Genomic DNA, 16,278 nt, shown 5'->3' on the forward strand with positions numbered 1-16,278 from the left:
CCCCGCGAGCCACATTTCCCGAGCAACCTCGCTGCATAGCCGGAGCACACCATGACATCACACCAACACTCGCCGAGCAGGGCGCTCAAGCGCGCGGTCACCGGGCCCATGCTCTTGCTGTTCATTCTGGGCGACGTGCTGGGTGCCGGGGTCTATGCGTTGGCCGGGACCATCGCGGGCCAGGTCGGTGGCGCGATCTGGGTGCCTCTGCTGATTGCGCTGTGCTTTGCCATGCTCACCGCAGGTTCATACGCGGAGCTTGTGACCAAATACCCTCACGCAGGCGCCTCCGCGGTGTTTGCGGGCAAGGCGTTCAAGTCGCCACTGACTTCATTTTTGATCGGCTTCTGCATGCTGGCTGCCGGTGTCACCAGTGCGGCCGGCCTGTCCCTGGCGTTCGCCGGCGACTACATGGCGCCGTTCATCCAGCTGCCTGCCCACGTTGTGGCGTTGATCTTTCTGGTCGTCATTGCGTTGCTCAACGCCCGGGGCATCAAGGAATCGTTGTCCGCCAATCTGGTGATGACAGTGATCGAGGTGTCGGGCCTGCTGCTGGTCATCGTCGCCGCCGTCTGGTTTTTCCAGACCGGTGAGGCGGATCTTTCCCGAGCCGTGCAGTTCAAGGAGGGGATCAACCCCGCGTACGCCGTGTTGGGCGCGGCGCTGCTGGCGTTCTATTCGTTTGTCGGTTTCGAGACGTCGGCGAATATGGCCGAAGAGGTGCGCAACGTGCGCAAGGTGTATCCCCGCGCTCTGTTTGGCGCGCTGTTGATCGCCGGGGCGATTTACATGGGCGTCGGGGTTGCTGCGGCGGCGGTAATGCCAATCGACCAGCTGATGCATTCTTCGGCGCCGCTGCTGGAGGTGGTCAAGGCTTCGCACCTGGGTATTCCGCCACGGCTGTTCGCTTTTATCGCGTTGGTGGCAGTCGCCAACGGCGCGCTGCTGACCATGATCATGTCGAGCCGGCTGGCCTATGGCATGTCCCGCCAGGGCCTGCTGCCGCACGCGCTGTCGAAGGTGCTGCCTGAGCGTCGCACACCCTGGGTGGCGATCGTCGCGACGACGGTGGTGGCGATCATTCTGACGCTGACCGGCTCCCTTGCTACGCTGGCGGAAACCGTTGTGCTGCTATTGCTGTTCGTGTTTATCAGCACCAACCTGGCAGTGTTGATTCTGCGTCGCGACCACGTCGAGGCCGATCATTTCAGGGTGCCGACCTGGGTGCCGGTGCTGGCGATCGTGTCTTGCCTGATTCTGCTCACACAGCAAAGCGCTGAAACCTGGCTGCGCGCAGGCGTGCTGATACTGGTGGGCGTGGCGTTGTATTTCCTCGCGCGAGTGGATGGAACCCGGCCTGCGTTCAATACGCAGTTGGCGGAGGGTGACGCCGAATAATCTCCGACCCCTCCTTGTGGGTCGAACGGTGGCGCGATGCCGCCGTGCTGTTGCAAGGCTTGTGCGACGTGAAGGCGTGGTCCGCAGGCCCAGATAAGTGAGGTCACGGAAGTGCCACACGCCTTCCTGCGCCGGGAGTTGCGCAGGACTTCGCATCTGAGCACCCCGTTTCAGCCTGAAGCCCAAGCCGACCATCGCCCCCGTAGAAGCACGCAATGAGCGGCACAGCGGTGGGCAGATTGTTGCGCACGGTTGCCTGCGTTATCCCCTTTGAACACGCCCCGCATCTAGCTTGAAGCCCCGCAATCCCTTATCGCGCCATGGCTGCGCGCTGGCTGGCACGTCCCTTGATAGCTCCGTGGTCCTTCGCACGCTCCCCATAGCGTTCGGACTTCTGTCACAGCGCACAAGGAACACGGGATGTTCGCACCGGCAAATAAAGCTCAATTCAGCCTCACCGTGAATGGTCAGGACACGCTGTTTCAGGTGCTGTCCTTCACCGGCCGCGAACGATTGAACCATCCATTCGAGTTCGAGCTGGAACTGGTCAGCGAAAACCCGTCGCTGGACCTTGAAAGCCTGTTGCACGCTCAGGTCTACCTACAGCTGTCTGCAGACGGGGCCGGCATTCACGGCCTCGCCTACAGCGTCGTCCAGGGAGAGGCTGGCAAACGCCTGACCCGTTATCGAATGAGCCTGCGTCCGCAGCTTGCTTACCTTGCACACCGGGTAAACCAGCGGATCTTCCAGCAGATGACGGTGGGGCAAATCATCAGCCGCGTGCTGGAGGAGCATGGCATCCTCGCGGGTGATTACCGGTTCCAGCTCGGCGCAGCCTACCCCGAGCGCGTGTACTGCGTTCAGTACGACGAGTCCGAACTGCACTTCATTCAGCGTCTGTGCGAAGAGGAAGGCATTCACTTTCATTTTCAGCACAGCCCCGAGGGCTACCTGCTGGTGTTTGGCGATGACCAGACGGTGTTCCCGAAGCTCGCGCCGACGCTGTATCAGCAGGACACCGGACTGGTGGCGGACAGCGAGGTTATCAAGCGCTTCGGGCTGCGCCTCAATACGCGCACCAGCCGCACCACCCGGCGCGACTACGACTTCACCAAGCCGCGGTTCCAGCTGGAAGGCACCGCCGCAGGCACGGCCATTCCAGACCTGGAAGATTACGACTATCCCGGCCGCTTCGTTGACCGTGAGCGCGGTCGGCAGCTGGCCAACCGCGCCCTGGAACGCCACCGCAGCGACTTCCGGCTGGCCGAAGGCAGCGGCGATCAACCACGCTTGGTGGCCGGTCACTTTCTCGCACTGACCGGGCACGCCAACCCGGCATGGAATGACCTGTGGTTACTGACCGAAGTCCTCCACGAAGGCAAACAGCCGCAGGTGCTTGAGGAGGTCGCCACAAGTGACGTTAGTGACCTGAAGTCTGATTTTCATCAGGGGTATCGCAACCGCTTCAGCGCAACCCCCTGGGACGTTCACTACCGCCCGCCGCTGGAACATCCAAAACCCAAAGTACTCGGCACCCAGAGCGCCATCGTGACAGGCCCCGAAGGCGAGGAGATCTACACCGATCAGCACGGCCGGGTGAAGGTGCAGTTTTTCTGGGACCGGGAAGGGCAGTCCGACGACAAGACCAGCTGCTGGATGCGCGTGGCGTCCAACTGGGCGAGCCAGAACCTGGGATCCATCAATCTACCGCGAGTTGGCATGGAAGTGCTGATCACCTTTCTCGAAGGCGATCCCGACCAGCCTCTGATCACCGGTTGCCTGTACCACGGCGTCCATTTGCCACCGTACAAGTTGCCGGATTTCAAGACCCTGGCCACGGTCAAGAGCAAGGAATACAAAGGCAGCCGTGGCAACGAGCTGCGCATCGATGACACCACCGGCGAGATCAGCATTGCGTTGCGCAGCGATCACGGCGCCAGTGCCATCAACCTCGGTTACCTGACCCACCCGCGACCGGCTGGCGGCCAGCCGCGAGGCGAAGGCTTCGAATTGCGCACCGATCGTCACGGTGCCGTGCGGGCGGGCGCCGGCTTGTTGATCAGCACCGAACCGCGCCCCAACGAATCGAAGCACCATAAGGACCTGCCTGAAACCGCCGAGCGTCTGGCCACCGCGGCGGACCAGCAAGATGGCTTCGCACTGCAGGCCAAAGCGCTGGAAGCTCAAGAAGCCGGTGATCAGGACGCCGTGGCCAAAGCGTTGCATGCACAACATCAGGGCGTGCTGGGCAGCGGTCCGGGGCATACCGGCAGCCATGAATTTCCCGAATTCATCGAACCGCATCTGGTCCTCGCCAGCCCTGCAGGCATTGCGCTGACCACGCCGCGCTCCAGCCACATCGCCACGGGCGAACACCTGGCCCTGAGCAGTACGGGGCACACCAGCCTTTCCATCGGTAAACGCCTGTTGGCCAGCGCCAGCCAAGGCATGCGCCTGTTCGTGCAAAGCCTCGGCTGGCGTCTGGTGGCTGCCTCGGGCGACATCGATGTCCGCGCCCTGAAAGACAGCATCAACTTGCTGGCCAAGCTGAACATTACCGCCAACGCCGAGCGCATTACCCTGACTGCCAAAACCGAGCTTGTCATCCAGGGCGGTGGCAGCGCCACGACCTACAATGCGGCGGGCATCACCCACGTCACCACAGGCCCCTACACGGCCCGCGCCGCCAACTTTGCCTACACCGGCGCGGCGAACCTGTCAGGTGTGTTTCCCGAGCCGCCAAAAGCGGGTGAGGGCGATCTTCAGTTATTCAACCAGTACGGGGGGCTGCAAGGCATCCAGGGTGGTGGGTTTGAAGTGGTCGACGCGCTGGGCAAACGTCTGACGGGCGCCCTCGACAGCCAGGGTTTTGGCACCGTCGCCGGCGCTGCGCCGGGCCCTGCGCGGGTGCTCTTCGACAAAGACCCGGCCGACACCTGGACCCAGGGCAGCGTCATCGGCAAACCCGACTGGCCGCGCACGCCGGGCGGCCCCGCCGAGCCACCCGCGCCCTTGCTCAGTCAGGCGACCGAGCTTTTACCGAGCAAGAACTGGGACCCTGCGCAGTTTGCAATATCGACGCTGCAGGCCGAGTCGCACGGGTTGCCAGCACTGGCGAGCGCGGCCGCACCCGCTGCTTCGGCCCTGCTGGGTCGTTTGATCAAAAGCGGATCTTTCCCGCGCCTGCCAGCGGTGGAAGTGCCTGAGGTGCTGCTTGAAGTGTCGGGGCTGTTGGCCGGGGAGTGGTTGTCGTGAGCGTGGGGTTAAAAGGTACGCAGCCTCAGGTAGCGATTGTTCCCCTTGATCAGATTCAACTGGAAGACGTCGGGCTGGGCGCGGCCAACGTCGATGCCTGGCTGCAGGAGATCAGCGGCGGCGTCGTGACGCTGGACAGGATCAAGACCGCTGCCGGCGCGCTGCCGGTCGTGGGCAACATCATGGCGCTGGTGGATGCGCTCAACGACATCGTCAGGCTGTCGAGCAGTGAACAGCGCGACCCGCTGGATTGGGTCAGTCTCGGCATCAATCTGATCGGGGTGCTGCCGTTCCCCCCGACCATGGCGGCGGCACGCATGACCCTGCGGCCGACGCTGTTTCTGGTGCGTCAGGAGATGCGCCAGGCCGGAAAGTTGGTGCTGGGCGACGGGCTGGTTGAAGTGCTGATCGGGCATCTGAATGCCGACATCATCGGCACGCTGGATGACTTCGTGACCCAGGCGCAGGCCCGGCTGGGCGGCATTCTGGATGAGGCAGGGAAACTCGGCGAAGAAATGCTGTGCCAGATCGCCCAGGGTCTGGAGACGCTGGTCAACGCCGATCTCGATGCCCAGGCTAATTTGCTGGAAGCGGAGCAGTTGGTCCAGGCGGCTGGCGATCAGTGGGCTTACGACCCCGCGGCGGCGATCGGCAACATCTTCGTGGCGGCGGCCGATGTGTACATCGCTGCTGGTAAGGGGGCTGTTAATAGCGTTGTGGACCATTTGGTGCCCACTACGCTGAAAGAAGAAGTGCTCAGGCAGGCGGCATCTTTGCGGGCCATGGGTGCAGAGCTTCGGGGCCAGATTGCTGGCTTGGCGGATCCTGCGGCTGAGCACTCCATTGGCGCGTTGCTGATGACTCTGGCTGGCGCGGTGGCCAGTTGGCGCTCGCGTAACGGTCATGGGCAGTCGGTCAACATCAAGCCGGGGTTGGTCAGTCAGGCCAAGCGTCGTGGGGGTGAAGGCAGACTGGGCGTTGTCCAGCATGAAGCCGCTGCCAAAGGCCGGCCCAACCCGAAGAAAAACTGCGTGTGCGACTCGACGATTCGCAGCATCAACTTTGCGATGGGGTCGGAGTCGGTCGCGCACACCGATTTCAGTCTGCCGGGGCCGTTTCCTGTTGAGTGGACGCGAACGTATTGCTCAAGTCTGGGTGCCTACGACCAGGACGTCGTCGGCGCACGCTGGATCACACCGTTTACCACACGGTTTGACTGCGTGGACGAGGGCCTGGTGTTCCATGACGCCGACGGGCGCAGCCATGAGTTCACCCTGCCCAAGGTCAAGCTGGTTCACTACAACGCCATCGAAAACCTCACGCTGATCCGCGTCAGCAACGACACGCTGGTGTTGTGTCGAGGGTTTGAGCGCCGGGAAACCTATGTCCGACGGGGTGAGCACTTTGTCCTCACCAACATCGTTTTGCGCAATGGCGCCGGGGCGATGCTGCATTACGAGCATCGGCATGGGGAACAGTCGGTGCTTTCCGAGGTGGTGACGTACTCGGAAAACGATGTCAGCAAAGTCCATCTGCGCCTCGGCACTCAGATCGACGATCACGGACACCTGACCGGCATCTGGGAAATCCGCGACGGTGAGGTGAAACGGCAGCTGTGTGCGTACGAATATGATGATTCTAGCGACCTGACGCTTGCTCAGGACGAGAACGGTTCCGCGTGGCGATATCAGTACGAAAATCACCTGATCACCCGTTATACCGACCGCACCCATCGCGGCATGAACCTGCAATGGCAAGGCACGGGCCCCGACGCCAAGGCTGTGCGCGAATGGGCCGACGACGGCAGCTTCGATACGCGGCTGTCTTGGGACAAAAACATCCGCCTGACTGTCGTCACCGATGCTCTCGGCCAAGAGACCCAGCACTTCTACGACAGCCTTGGCTACACCCATCGCATTCGCCATGCCGACGGGCGCTCGGAGTGGTTCTTTCGGGACGACGCCAAGAACATCATTCGCCACGTCCATACCGACGGCACGACCGACCGCTATCGCTACGACCGCCTCAGCAATCTGACCGAACACACCCGCGCTGACCACAGCGTGATGAACTACGCCTACGACGACAAAAGTCAGCTGATCAAAATCAGCGATGGCGAGGGTGGGCTGTGGCGGCGCGACTACGACGACAAGGGCAATCTGGTCGAAGCGGTTGATCCGCTGGAGAACACCACCGAATACGCCTACAACCCGTTCGGGCTTCCTACGGCGATCAGGGACGCCAACGGCAACACAAAAGCGTTGGCCTACAACGACGCCGGACAAATCGTTAAGTACACCGACTGCTCTGGGAAGGTAAGTGCGTGGGAATACGACGAGCGCGGGCAGATGGTCTGCTTTACCGACGCTGCCGGACATAAAACCGAGTATTCCTACGCATCAGGCCACTTGGTGGTGACCAAGCACCCGGATAAAACGGAAGAACGCTTTAGCCGCGATGCCGAAGGTCGCCTGCTTGCGCGCTCCGACGGCCTCGAACGCTGCACCACCTGGCGCTACACCGCCGCCGGCTTCATCGCCGAACGCACCGACGCCGCCGAACAGACCCTGCGCTATCGCTGGGACAAACTTGGTCGCTTGATCGCGCTGGAAAATGAAAACCAAAGCCGCGCCCATTTTCAATACGACCCGGTCGGCAGATTGTTGGAAGAACGCGGCTTCGATGGCCGCTCGACGCGATACCGCTACGACCCCGAAACAGGCCGCTTGGCCGAGACCGTCAACGGCCAGCGCGCCATCGGGTTGAGCTTCGACCCCATGGGTCGCCTCACCGAACGCCACGCCACCCTTGGTGAGCAATCGCAAAGCGAAACCTTTTCCTACGACGGCAACGGCCAACTGATCAGAGCCACCAACGCCGCCAGTTGCCTGCAATGGTTTCATGATCAAGCTGGCAATCTGGTGCGCGAGCACCAGCACTACCTGAGCCTGGAAAAGCCGCTGGTTGCGGTCTGGCAGCACGAATACGACGTGCTGAACAACCGCGTCGCTACCGTCCGCCCAGACGGCCATCGCGTTAGCTGGCTGACCTACGGCAGCGGCCATCTGCTCGGCATGAAGCTCGATGACCATGAACTTCTGAGCTACGAGCGCGACGAATTGCATCGCGAAGTCGCTCGGCATCAGGGCAACCAGCTCAAGCAAACGCAGCAATGGGACCCTGCGGGACGCCTGCAAGAACAGCTGTTGGGCAGCGCAGACGATAAAACCACGTTCATAAAACGCGCCTACACCTACGACGCTGCTGGCCAATTGACTGAGATTCAGGACAGCCGTCGCGGCCAGCTCTCGTATCGCTACGATCCCGTAAGCCGACTGCTCAGCGCAACAAGCCGATTGGGCGTCGAAACCTTCGCCTTCGACCCGGCAAGCAATTTGCTAAACGACACTGCCGCACCGGTGCGCCGCCCACTCGACCCCGAACCCACCCGCAACAAACTCATGGACAATCTGCTGCGCGAATACGCCGGCACCCATTACAACTACGACGAACGCGGCAACCAGATACAGAGGTTAACCAATGGCGCCCGCAGCGACCTGCAGTGGGATCTGTTCGATCGACTGATCCACTTCAAAGACCCACGCCTCACCGTCGACTTTGCCTACGACCCGCTCGGACGTCGCCTCTATAAACATTCCAAAGCCCATTACCGACCACGCCCCGAAGCCGGCACCGGCTGGAACCAAAACGAACACGCCCGCAAAGAACAGGAATTGGGCTGCGGCTTCACCCTCTACGGCTGGGACGGCGACACCCTGGCCTGGGAAAGCAGCCCCGCGCGAGGTCCCGGTGAAACCGGCCGCACCGTGCATTACCTCTTCGAGCCCGGCACCTTCGTCCCGGTCGCCCAGGCGATCCGCCACGCCACCATCCGCCTGATCAGCCAACCCACCTACCAAGGGCGTTACAACCGGAAAGAAGACCCGCTGTGGACCTACAAACCCACAGCACAACCCATTGACGTTCTCGCCTGGTACCAATGCGACCACCTCGGCACGCCACAGGAACTCACCGACCAGAACGGCAACACCGCGTGGAGCGCCCAGTACAAAGCATGGGGCCAAGCCCACGAACAGCGCTCGGACTTCGCTCAAAAGGTCGGCCTCAAAAACCCGATCCGCTTCCAGGGCCAATACCACGACCCCGAAACCGGCCTGCACTACAACCGGCATCGGTACTATGATCCGGGGGTTGGCCGGTTTATCAGTAAAGACCCTATCGGTCATCAGGGTGGGCTGAACCTTTACCATTACGCAGCTAATCCGGTTTTCTTCGTCGACCCTCTGGGCCTTGCTGGTCATCGGGTCACCGCGCAAACTGCAGGGCAAGACGTACTAGCGCGCGGTGTTCACGTAAATGTGAATGGTCCTGGGCTACCACCTAAGGGGGGACATATTGAATTAAAGCCTGACCCTAAAGGGACACACGTAATACTAGAACCGGCTGACAAAGCGACTCGCAATATGAACGGCGTCCAGTGGCGCAAAGCCTGTAAATGTGTGGGTAGCTACCTTGATGAGTCTAGAAACGTAGACCGTATGGCGAAAGCTTCGGAAGCTGGAATTTCGGCAAACCCCAACTCTGGGAGAGTCCCAGAACTGAGTAAGGTCGGAAATATCTTGAGGAATCATCATCGTGATGGAACCAACCCGGTGTCGAAATGAGAGAAGCTTTTAACAGGCTAGATCTATCATTCTTTGAAATTTTTTGTCTTTTTTTAAGAGACGCAACATCAAGTCAGTCTCGTTTGTTTGGGCTCACAAGCTTCTCGCCAGATGAACTCATAAAGCATGACTTTGAACGGGTAGGCGAATGTGATGACTATCATTTTTTTGAAAAGCTTTACTGCGTCAGTCACAGGAATCGTGACGTGGCCGTAGTCTTTAAACTCTACTTCTATCGGTGTCAGCAGATAGGGAGCGGCTTTGACGTTTTGAAGGGGGTGAGGCTTACCTCGTTATTGACCAACCATATGAGATTTGACCAACGCCAACCTGACATGCAGCAAAGGCCTCTGGAATTGTATTTTTCGAAGGACCAGAAAGAAGGTGCGGTAATTTTGCAGGATTCAATAGTCATCCGATTCAGCCACAGCAAAAAAAGGGACGGATATCAAGTTGACACCCTTGAAAGTGACAGCGATAAATCGGGAACCTTAAACAGGATCGCTACCAACACCATAAGGCACACGATGGACTTCTATGATCTGGATCTGTCAGACCCAGGCCTGAATGCACGTAACGCTTCTGCTGGCTTGCGTCGACTCATTGATACTTTGACAACTTACCGGCTTTCAAGCATGGCCACCTTTTGAAGTACTTAAACGGTCGACATGTTGGCCAAAAATCGCACGTCTCAAAACTGCATGAATCGGTTGACGGAGTGTAGCGCCGGGAGCTGAGGACTGAAATAAACTTCTCTGCCACGAATCCTCATTCGATCAGGTCAGGTCGGGCGCTTTCAGCCAAAAACCGTGAGCTAATGCAGAACACGCTGGCGGGCCATTAGGGGCGGCCGGCATGAGCAGCATTGGCAGATCAAATGGTTAGCGCTGGCGTGCTCGGGTTTACTGTCGTCGACGAACCGGCCGCAGGCTATCCAACGAGCCACTCACCTCAACTGGCCCGTTGGCGCCCACTTACCTCATCACCAAAACGTCGTCGCCTGCGCCCTCGCTTTTTCGCCAATCACCGCAATAGCCTTCTCCACATCGCCCTCAGTCGTATAACGCCCCAAACTCAATCGCAAGCTGCTGCCCGCCTGGGCCTGGGTCAGGCCCAGCGCCAGCAGCACATGAGAAACACTGCTGCTCGCCGAGTTGCACGCGGAGGTGGACGAGACGGCCAGGTCGCTGGCCAGGCTCGCGACGTTGAAGCCCGGGCGGTCGATGCACAGGTTGAGTGTGTGCGGGATGCGCTGTTGCGGATCGCCGTTGAGGCTGATGCCCTCAAGGCCAAGCAAACCTTCGCGCAACTGCGCAGACAGCCGGTCGATGCGCGTGACTTCTTCGGCCATCTCGGCGCTGGCCAGCGCGTAGGCCGCGCCCATGCCGACGATCTGGTGGGTGGCGAGGGTGCCTGAGCGATAACCCTGCTCGTGGCCGCCACCGTGCATTTGCGCTTCAAGGAGCGGCCGCGCGCGGTCGCCGACATACAGTGCGCCGATGCCTTTCGGGCCGTAGGTTTTGTGTGCAGAGAAGGACATGAGGTCGACAGGCAGTGCCGACAGGTCGATCGGCAGTTTGCCGGCGCCCTGAGCGGCGTCGACGTGGAACAGGGCACCGTGCTCACGGACGATCTGGCCGATGGCCGCGATGTCAGTGACAGTGCCCAGTTCGTTGTTCACTAGCATCAGCGACACCAGCAGCGTGTCATCGCGCAGGGCCTGGCTGACGGCATCGGGATGGATCAGCCCGCGGTCGTCAGGTTCCAGCCAAGTGACCGGGCAACCGGCCAGTTCCAATTGACGAACCGTGTCGATGACCGCTTTGTGTTCAATGGTGCTGGTAATGAGGTGCCGACGCTCGGTGTGGTGCGGATTGAGCGCAAGGCCCTTGATGGCAAGGTTGTTTGATTCGGTGGCGCCGGAGGTCCAGACCAGGGCATCAGCATTGCAGCCCACCAGCTCTGCGACTTGCCGGCGAGCCAGCTCAACGGCTTGGCGTGCTTGATTGCCATAGGCGTGGGAGCTGGAGGCCGGGTTGCCAAAAGTGCCTTCCCGACCGAGGCAGGTGACCATCGCCTGAATGACGCGATCGTCGACCGGGGTGGTGGCTGCGTAATCGAAATAACAAGGGAGTGTTTTCATGAGTGTTCTGCGCTGTCCGTCGTGCAGAAAATACTACTAGCGTCCACGTGAAAAAAAATTGATTCCTCGCCGTTGTTTGTCCGGCCGTGCGAAATAATATTCCGCTAAAAAACGAAAGCGCGGAATTCTGTTCTCGTGGTAGCGCTTTTTGACTTATCTTTATCGCCTTAATGCATATGAGTCATCTGAGGCAAAGTACCGTCATGGACAAGTTTGACCAAGCCATCCTGAGCATTCTGCAGAACGACTGCACGCGTCCGATTGCTGAGATCGCGGACCGTGTAGGGCTGGGCAGCACGGCGTGCTGGCGCCGGGTACAGAAGCTCGAAGAGCAGGGCATGATTCGCGGCCGAGTGGCCTTGCTTGATGCAGGCCAGTTGAACGTCGCGGTGACGGTGTTCGCGGCGATTCGCACCAATCAGCACAATGCCCAGTGGCTCGGTCGGTTCCATGACCTGATCGCAACCTTGCCGGAGGTAGTCGAGTGTTATCGCATGGCGGGCGACACCGATTACATGCTGCGCATCGTGGTGCCGGACATCGCCGGTTATGACGCGGTGTACAAGAAGCTTATTCAGCTGTCGGGGATTACGGACATGAGCTCCAGCTTCGCGATGGAGCAGATCAAGTCCACCACCCAGCTACCGTTGACCTACACGGCCTGACCCGTCAGGTAGCCATTAAACTGGCTGGTCTAATCTAGGCCAAAAAAAACAGCCATCAAAGGATGGCTGTTTTTTTGTGCGCTTACAGACTCACATGGGGATCACACGCGGGCTTTGTCGATCCACTCCATCGACGTGCGCCAGATGCAGATGCCCAGAAAGTACGCCGACATCGCCAGCCACACGAACAGGGTGACGGAAGCGTTGTACGGATGGTTCATGACCAGCAGAAAGCTGCAGAAGAACCAGACTGCGGTGACCGCAATGTTCAGCGGCATGAAGCGGCGGACGCGAAACGGGTGCAGGAACTTCATGCGCGTAACGGTCAGCAGCGCCAGGCAGATCACGGTGATGAACGTCAGCCACGGGGCCGGTGAAAGGATGTACACGCACAGCGCCACCACGTTCCAGGCTGCAGGGAAGCCCTGAAAGTAGTTGTCCTTGCTCTTCATCTCGACGTTGCAGAAACAGAACAGCGACGACACCAGAATGATCGACGTGGTCAGCAGCAGGGTGTATTCCGGCAGCGGGATATAGCGATAGATGAACAGCGCGGGGATGAATACGTAGGTCAGGTAGTCGATGACCAGGTCCAGCACGGAGCCGTCGAAGTGCGGCAGGACCGACTGCACATTGAGCTTGCGCGCCAGTGAGCCATCGACACCGTCGACGATCAGGGCAAAGCCCAGCCAGAGCAGGCACGCCTTGGGTTGATTATCGAACAGAGCAATGGTTGCCAGGAAGGCGAGCACCACCCCGGTGGCGGTAAAACCATGGGCGCCCCAAGCCTTGAGCCAGGCCATGCGTTGAATTGGAATCATGAACGGTCCTTCCGGAAATAAGCGGGTTCGGTCGGGTACAGCCGCAGTCGACGGAACCAGAGGTGCATCTATCGACCGGGGATCGGTCGATAAGGTTCAGACGTAACCCCTACACGGTAGCAGGCGGCGCCGGCTTTCGTTACTCAAATGTGACGCGGCGCCATGGTACACGCCGGTGGCAGCGGTCATTGGTCGGCTGACTGACAAAGAAGGCAATATGCTGGCCCATGAAGCGCAGCGGCGCATGCAGAATCACCCGCTAATCAGTCAGTTAGCCAAGGAACCGCATGTCATTTCTCAGGACCGTATTGACTTTCTCTCTGCTCGCGTTAGTGACCAGTGAGGCCTTCGCCCGAGGCCCCAGCAAGAATGAGCGCGACCTCTGTACGTGGGGCGCGGGCATGGCCGGTACGGCCCAGCAATACAAACTGTCCGGCCTGACACTGTATGGCGCGCGCAAGAAGATGCAGGCGCAGCATTTTGCCCAGCAGTGGATGCGCATGAGTGCATTGGGGATTACCGAGCAAACGTACGACAGCCCGTCGCGGCTGCGGCCGGAAAGCGTCAAACAGGTTTACTACGAAGGCTGCATCAAGCACGAGGTGGCCAGACGCTGATCCATCGCGCCGCGAACCAGATGTTCGCAGCGCGACAGGTCCTCAAGGGCTGAGGATCAGTGCGGCGCGCGGGGAATGGTTTTCATCAGGTCGGCCGGGCTGATATGCCCGACCACCTGCACGCCGCTGCCGGGTTGCGGCAAGCCCAGGATATGGCCTTTGATCTTGCCGATGACGTGCATCTCGCACGGCTTGCAATCGAACTTCAATGTCAGAACTTCGTCGCCATGTACCAACTGCATCGGCGCCACCTTGGTGCGCACGCCGGTCACGCCCTTGGCCTGTTTCGGGCACAGGTTGAAGGAGAAGCGCAGGCAATGCTTGGTGATCATCACCGGCACCTCGCCAGTTTCCTCGTGGGCTTCGTACGCGGCGTCGATCAGTTGCACGCCATGGCGATGATAGAAGTGCCGCGCTTTCTCGTTGTACACGTTGGCCAGAAACGACAGGTGCGCCTCGGGGTATACCGGGGGCGGGGACGTCTCCGGCTTGCGCGCGCCACGCGGGTGCGCCTGGATACGTGCCAGGGTCAGCGCTTCGATCACCTCACGGCGCAGGGCCTTGAGTTGCGAATTGGGGATGAAGAAGGCCTGCGGCGCGTCCAGCTCAATGGCCGTGGCGTGGTATTCGGTGGTGCCCAGTTGGCCCAGCAAGTCATGCAACTGCTCGAGCGCCTGCTCCGGCTTGTTGGCAACGCCAAACGGGCCGTTCAACTGCACCCGGGCGCTGATGCCTTCCTCGCTGGTGGCGACCAGTTCCAGAGCGTCTTCACGCAGACGTGCAACCCACGACACACCGATCCGCCGCTCGGCAGAGGTCTTCTGCAGGGCCTGTTGCCAGTTGTGGTCCAGGTTGCGGCTGAGCGGGTGGTTGGGCCGCAATTGCAGACCTTTGGGCATCTCATTGGGCTCGACGCGGTAGCGATAGCGTTTCTCGCCATCTTCCTCGAACTCGCCCTTGGGCTCGGCGATGTTGGCGCGGAAACCCAGCACCTCGCGCTTGACCAGCACATTGAGCCCGTCGCCGTTGGACAGCGGCTCATGGGTGACCACTTGCAAATCGCGCTTGCCGACTTTTTCGACCACGCCCACCAGCAGACCGGTGAAGGTCGGTGAGTCGAACGCGCCGATGTCGATCTTGCGGTCGCTGACAAAATAGTCGGTGCTGCCGCGGTGGAAGGTCTTGTCCGGGTCTGGCAGGAAGAAGTGCGCGGTGCGGCCGCTGGAGGCGCGGGCCAAGTCCGGGCGGTCTTCCAGAATGTCGTCCAGGCGCTGACGGTAGTAGGCCGTGATGTTCTTCACGTAGCCCATGTCCTTGTAGCGGCCTTCAATCTTGAACGAGCGCACGCCGGCGTCGACCAGTGCGCGCAAGTTGGCGCTCTGGTTGTTGTCCTTCATCGACAGCAGGTGCTTTTCATAGGCCACAACGCGACCCTGATCGTCCTTCAGGGTGTACGGCAAACGGCAGGCTTGTGAGCAATCGCCACGGTTGGCACTGCGGCCGGTCTGGGCATGGGAAATGTTGCACTGGCCCGAGAAGGCCACGCACAGCGCGCCATGGATGAAAAATTCGATGGCCGCGTCGGTTTCATCGGCGATGGCGCGGATTTCCTGAAGATTCAGCTCGCGAGCCAGCACCAGCTGCGAGAAGCCCGCCTGATCCAGAAAGCGGGCGCGTTCCAGTGTGCGGATGTCGGTCTGGGTACTGGCGTGCAGTTCGATGGGTGGAATGTCCAGCTCCATCACGCCGAGGTCCTGAACGATCAACGCGTCAACACCCGCGTCGTACAACTGATGGATCAGCTTGCGCGCCGGCTCCAGCTCGTTGTCGTGAAGAATGGTGTTGATGGTGGTGAATACGCGCGCATGGTAGCGGCGGGCGAATTCGACCAGCCCGGCGATTTCGCTGACTTCGTTGGCGGCGTTGTGGCGCGCGCCGAAGCTGGGGCCGCCGATATAGATGGCGTCAGCGCCATGCAGAATGGCCTCGCGGGCAATCGCCACGTCGCGGGCAGGGCTGAGCAATTCGAGGTGATGTTTGGGCAGAGACATATTTTTTTAGTCGGCACGGTCACGGTCAAGGCGCGTATTGTAGCGGCGAAACGCCTGACCGGCACCCGTCTGCTGCCCGATGGCGTCAGCACATTGGATGCCGACGCCCGATACGCCCGTGATCAGGCCTTGGCAGCCATCGCGGTCACTTCAACGCGCATGCCTGCCACGCCCAATGCGGCCACGCCGACGGCGGCACGCACCGGCCAGGGCTTGGCGAAAAAGCGCTGATAAACCTCGTTGAAGGCGGCACGATCGGCCATGTCGGTGAGGTAGATGGTCAGGTGCAACACGCGATCCATGGAACTGCCAGCACGCTCCAGGGCGACCTTCAGGGCCTGAAGCGTGCATTCGCTTTGTTCGACGATGCCGCCCAGCTCCAGACTGCCGTCGGCGCGCGTGGGAATCTGCGTGGAAACCAGCAGGCCGCCGAAACCGGCAACGTCCGAGGAAATGGAGTCGACGTCAGGATCGGGCGTGAAAGTGATGTCGTGGTTTGCCATGGTGATCTCTCTTCAACGAAATGGGGTGAACGGGCCGTTCGAGGGCCGTCGCACATGATGGCGGACTCGGAAGGGAAAAGGCAGGCTTGACGGTAGGCGAGGTCCTGACATTGGCGCAAAGCCAGCGCAGTGGACGTCGC

General features: G+C 60.5%; 10 protein-coding genes. 6 read left to right on the forward strand and 4 right to left on the reverse strand.

Going from position 1 to position 16,278, the window contains the following annotated elements; all coding sequences use genetic code 11:
- Positions 1-51: 51 nt before the first annotated feature.
- From LT42_RS03465 to LT42_RS03480, 4 genes are all read left to right on the forward strand, one after another.
- Positions 52-1,398, forward strand: coding sequence for an APC family permease (locus LT42_RS03465; protein ID WP_037009981.1), 1,347 nt, complete (start codon positions 52-54; stop codon positions 1,396-1,398).
- Positions 1,399-1,818: 420 nt separating this feature from the next.
- Positions 1,819-4,653, forward strand: coding sequence for a type VI secretion system Vgr family protein (locus tag LT42_RS03470; RefSeq protein WP_037009983.1), 2,835 nt, complete (start codon positions 1,819-1,821; stop codon positions 4,651-4,653).
- Positions 4,650-9,338 carry an RHS repeat-associated core domain-containing protein gene (locus LT42_RS03475; RefSeq protein ID WP_037009985.1) on the forward strand — a complete coding sequence of 1,563 codons (4,689 nt, stop codon included), beginning with the start codon at positions 4,650-4,652 and terminating at the stop codon, positions 9,336-9,338. The genes LT42_RS03470 and LT42_RS03475 overlap by 4 nt, the downstream gene beginning before the upstream one ends.
- On the forward strand, positions 9,335-9,988 hold the full coding sequence (locus tag LT42_RS03480) for a hypothetical protein (RefSeq protein ID WP_070356508.1): 654 nt from the start codon (positions 9,335-9,337) through the stop codon (positions 9,986-9,988). The genes LT42_RS03475 and LT42_RS03480 overlap by 4 nt, the downstream gene beginning before the upstream one ends.
- Positions 9,989-10,320: 332 nt before the next feature.
- Here LT42_RS03480 and LT42_RS03485 read toward each other — a convergent pair whose 3' ends face one another.
- Positions 10,321-11,481: an aminotransferase class V-fold PLP-dependent enzyme gene (locus tag LT42_RS03485; RefSeq protein ID WP_037009987.1), complete on the reverse strand. Its 1,161-nt coding sequence runs from the start codon at positions 11,479-11,481 to the stop codon at positions 10,321-10,323.
- A 203-nt stretch (positions 11,482-11,684) separates the two neighbouring features.
- Here LT42_RS03485 and LT42_RS03490 point away from each other — a divergent pair, with 203 nt between their 5' ends.
- A complete protein-coding gene (locus LT42_RS03490; protein WP_037009988.1) occupies positions 11,685-12,146 on the forward strand; it encodes an Lrp/AsnC family transcriptional regulator in 462 nt (153 codons plus the stop codon).
- 101 nt (positions 12,147-12,247) lie between these two features.
- On the opposite strand, the gene pcsA is transcribed toward LT42_RS03490, so the two are convergent.
- Positions 12,248-12,967 (reverse strand): phosphatidylcholine synthase, encoded by a 720-nt coding sequence (gene pcsA / locus LT42_RS03495; RefSeq protein WP_037009990.1) that lies wholly within the window; start codon positions 12,965-12,967, stop codon positions 12,248-12,250.
- A 287-nt stretch (positions 12,968-13,254) separates the two neighbouring features.
- Between pcsA and LT42_RS03500 the strand changes: the two genes are divergently transcribed.
- On the forward strand, positions 13,255-13,584 hold the full coding sequence (locus LT42_RS03500; RefSeq protein ID WP_037009991.1) for a hypothetical protein: 330 nt from the start codon (positions 13,255-13,257) through the stop codon (positions 13,582-13,584).
- A gap of 56 nt (positions 13,585-13,640) precedes the next feature.
- Here the strand turns inward: LT42_RS03500 and LT42_RS03505 are convergent, their stop codons facing one another.
- Both LT42_RS03505 and LT42_RS03510 read right to left on the reverse strand, forming a co-directional pair.
- Positions 13,641-15,635, reverse strand: a complete 1,995-nt coding sequence (locus LT42_RS03505) for a peptidase U32 family protein (RefSeq protein ID WP_037009992.1) — start codon at positions 15,633-15,635, stop codon at positions 13,641-13,643.
- Between the two features lie 122 nt (positions 15,636-15,757).
- Complete coding sequence (locus tag LT42_RS03510; RefSeq protein ID WP_037009995.1) at positions 15,758-16,138, reverse strand: RidA family protein; 381 nt, start codon at positions 16,136-16,138, stop codon at positions 15,758-15,760.
- Positions 16,139-16,278: the final 140 nt, after the last annotated feature.

This window comes from Pseudomonas lutea, assembly GCF_000759445.1.
GTDB classification, from domain to species: domain Bacteria; phylum Pseudomonadota; class Gammaproteobacteria; order Pseudomonadales; family Pseudomonadaceae; genus Aquipseudomonas; species Aquipseudomonas lutea.

Excerpts from the sequence above, each read along its gene's own strand:
- LT42_RS03465 (WP_037009981.1), top strand. The coding sequence starts at position 52 with ATGACATCACACCAACACTCGCCGAGCAGGGCGCTCAAGCGCGCGGTC.
- LT42_RS03470 (WP_037009983.1), top strand. The coding sequence starts at position 1,819 with ATGTTCGCACCGGCAAATAAAGCTCAATTCAGCCTCACCGTGAATGGT.
- LT42_RS03480 (WP_070356508.1), top strand. The coding sequence starts at position 9,335 with ATGAGAGAAGCTTTTAACAGGCTAGATCTATCATTCTTTGAAATTTTT.
- LT42_RS03485 (WP_037009987.1), bottom strand. The coding sequence starts at position 11,481 with ATGAAAACACTCCCTTGTTATTTCGATTACGCAGCCACCACCCCGGTC.
- LT42_RS03490 (WP_037009988.1), top strand. The coding sequence starts at position 11,685 with ATGGACAAGTTTGACCAAGCCATCCTGAGCATTCTGCAGAACGACTGC.
- pcsA (WP_037009990.1), bottom strand. The coding sequence starts at position 12,967 with ATGATTCCAATTCAACGCATGGCCTGGCTCAAGGCTTGGGGCGCCCAT.
- LT42_RS03500 (WP_037009991.1), top strand. The coding sequence starts at position 13,255 with ATGTCATTTCTCAGGACCGTATTGACTTTCTCTCTGCTCGCGTTAGTG.
- LT42_RS03505 (WP_037009992.1), bottom strand. The coding sequence starts at position 15,635 with ATGTCTCTGCCCAAACATCACCTCGAATTGCTCAGCCCTGCCCGCGAC.
- LT42_RS03510 (WP_037009995.1), bottom strand. The coding sequence starts at position 16,138 with ATGGCAAACCACGACATCACTTTCACGCCCGATCCTGACGTCGACTCC.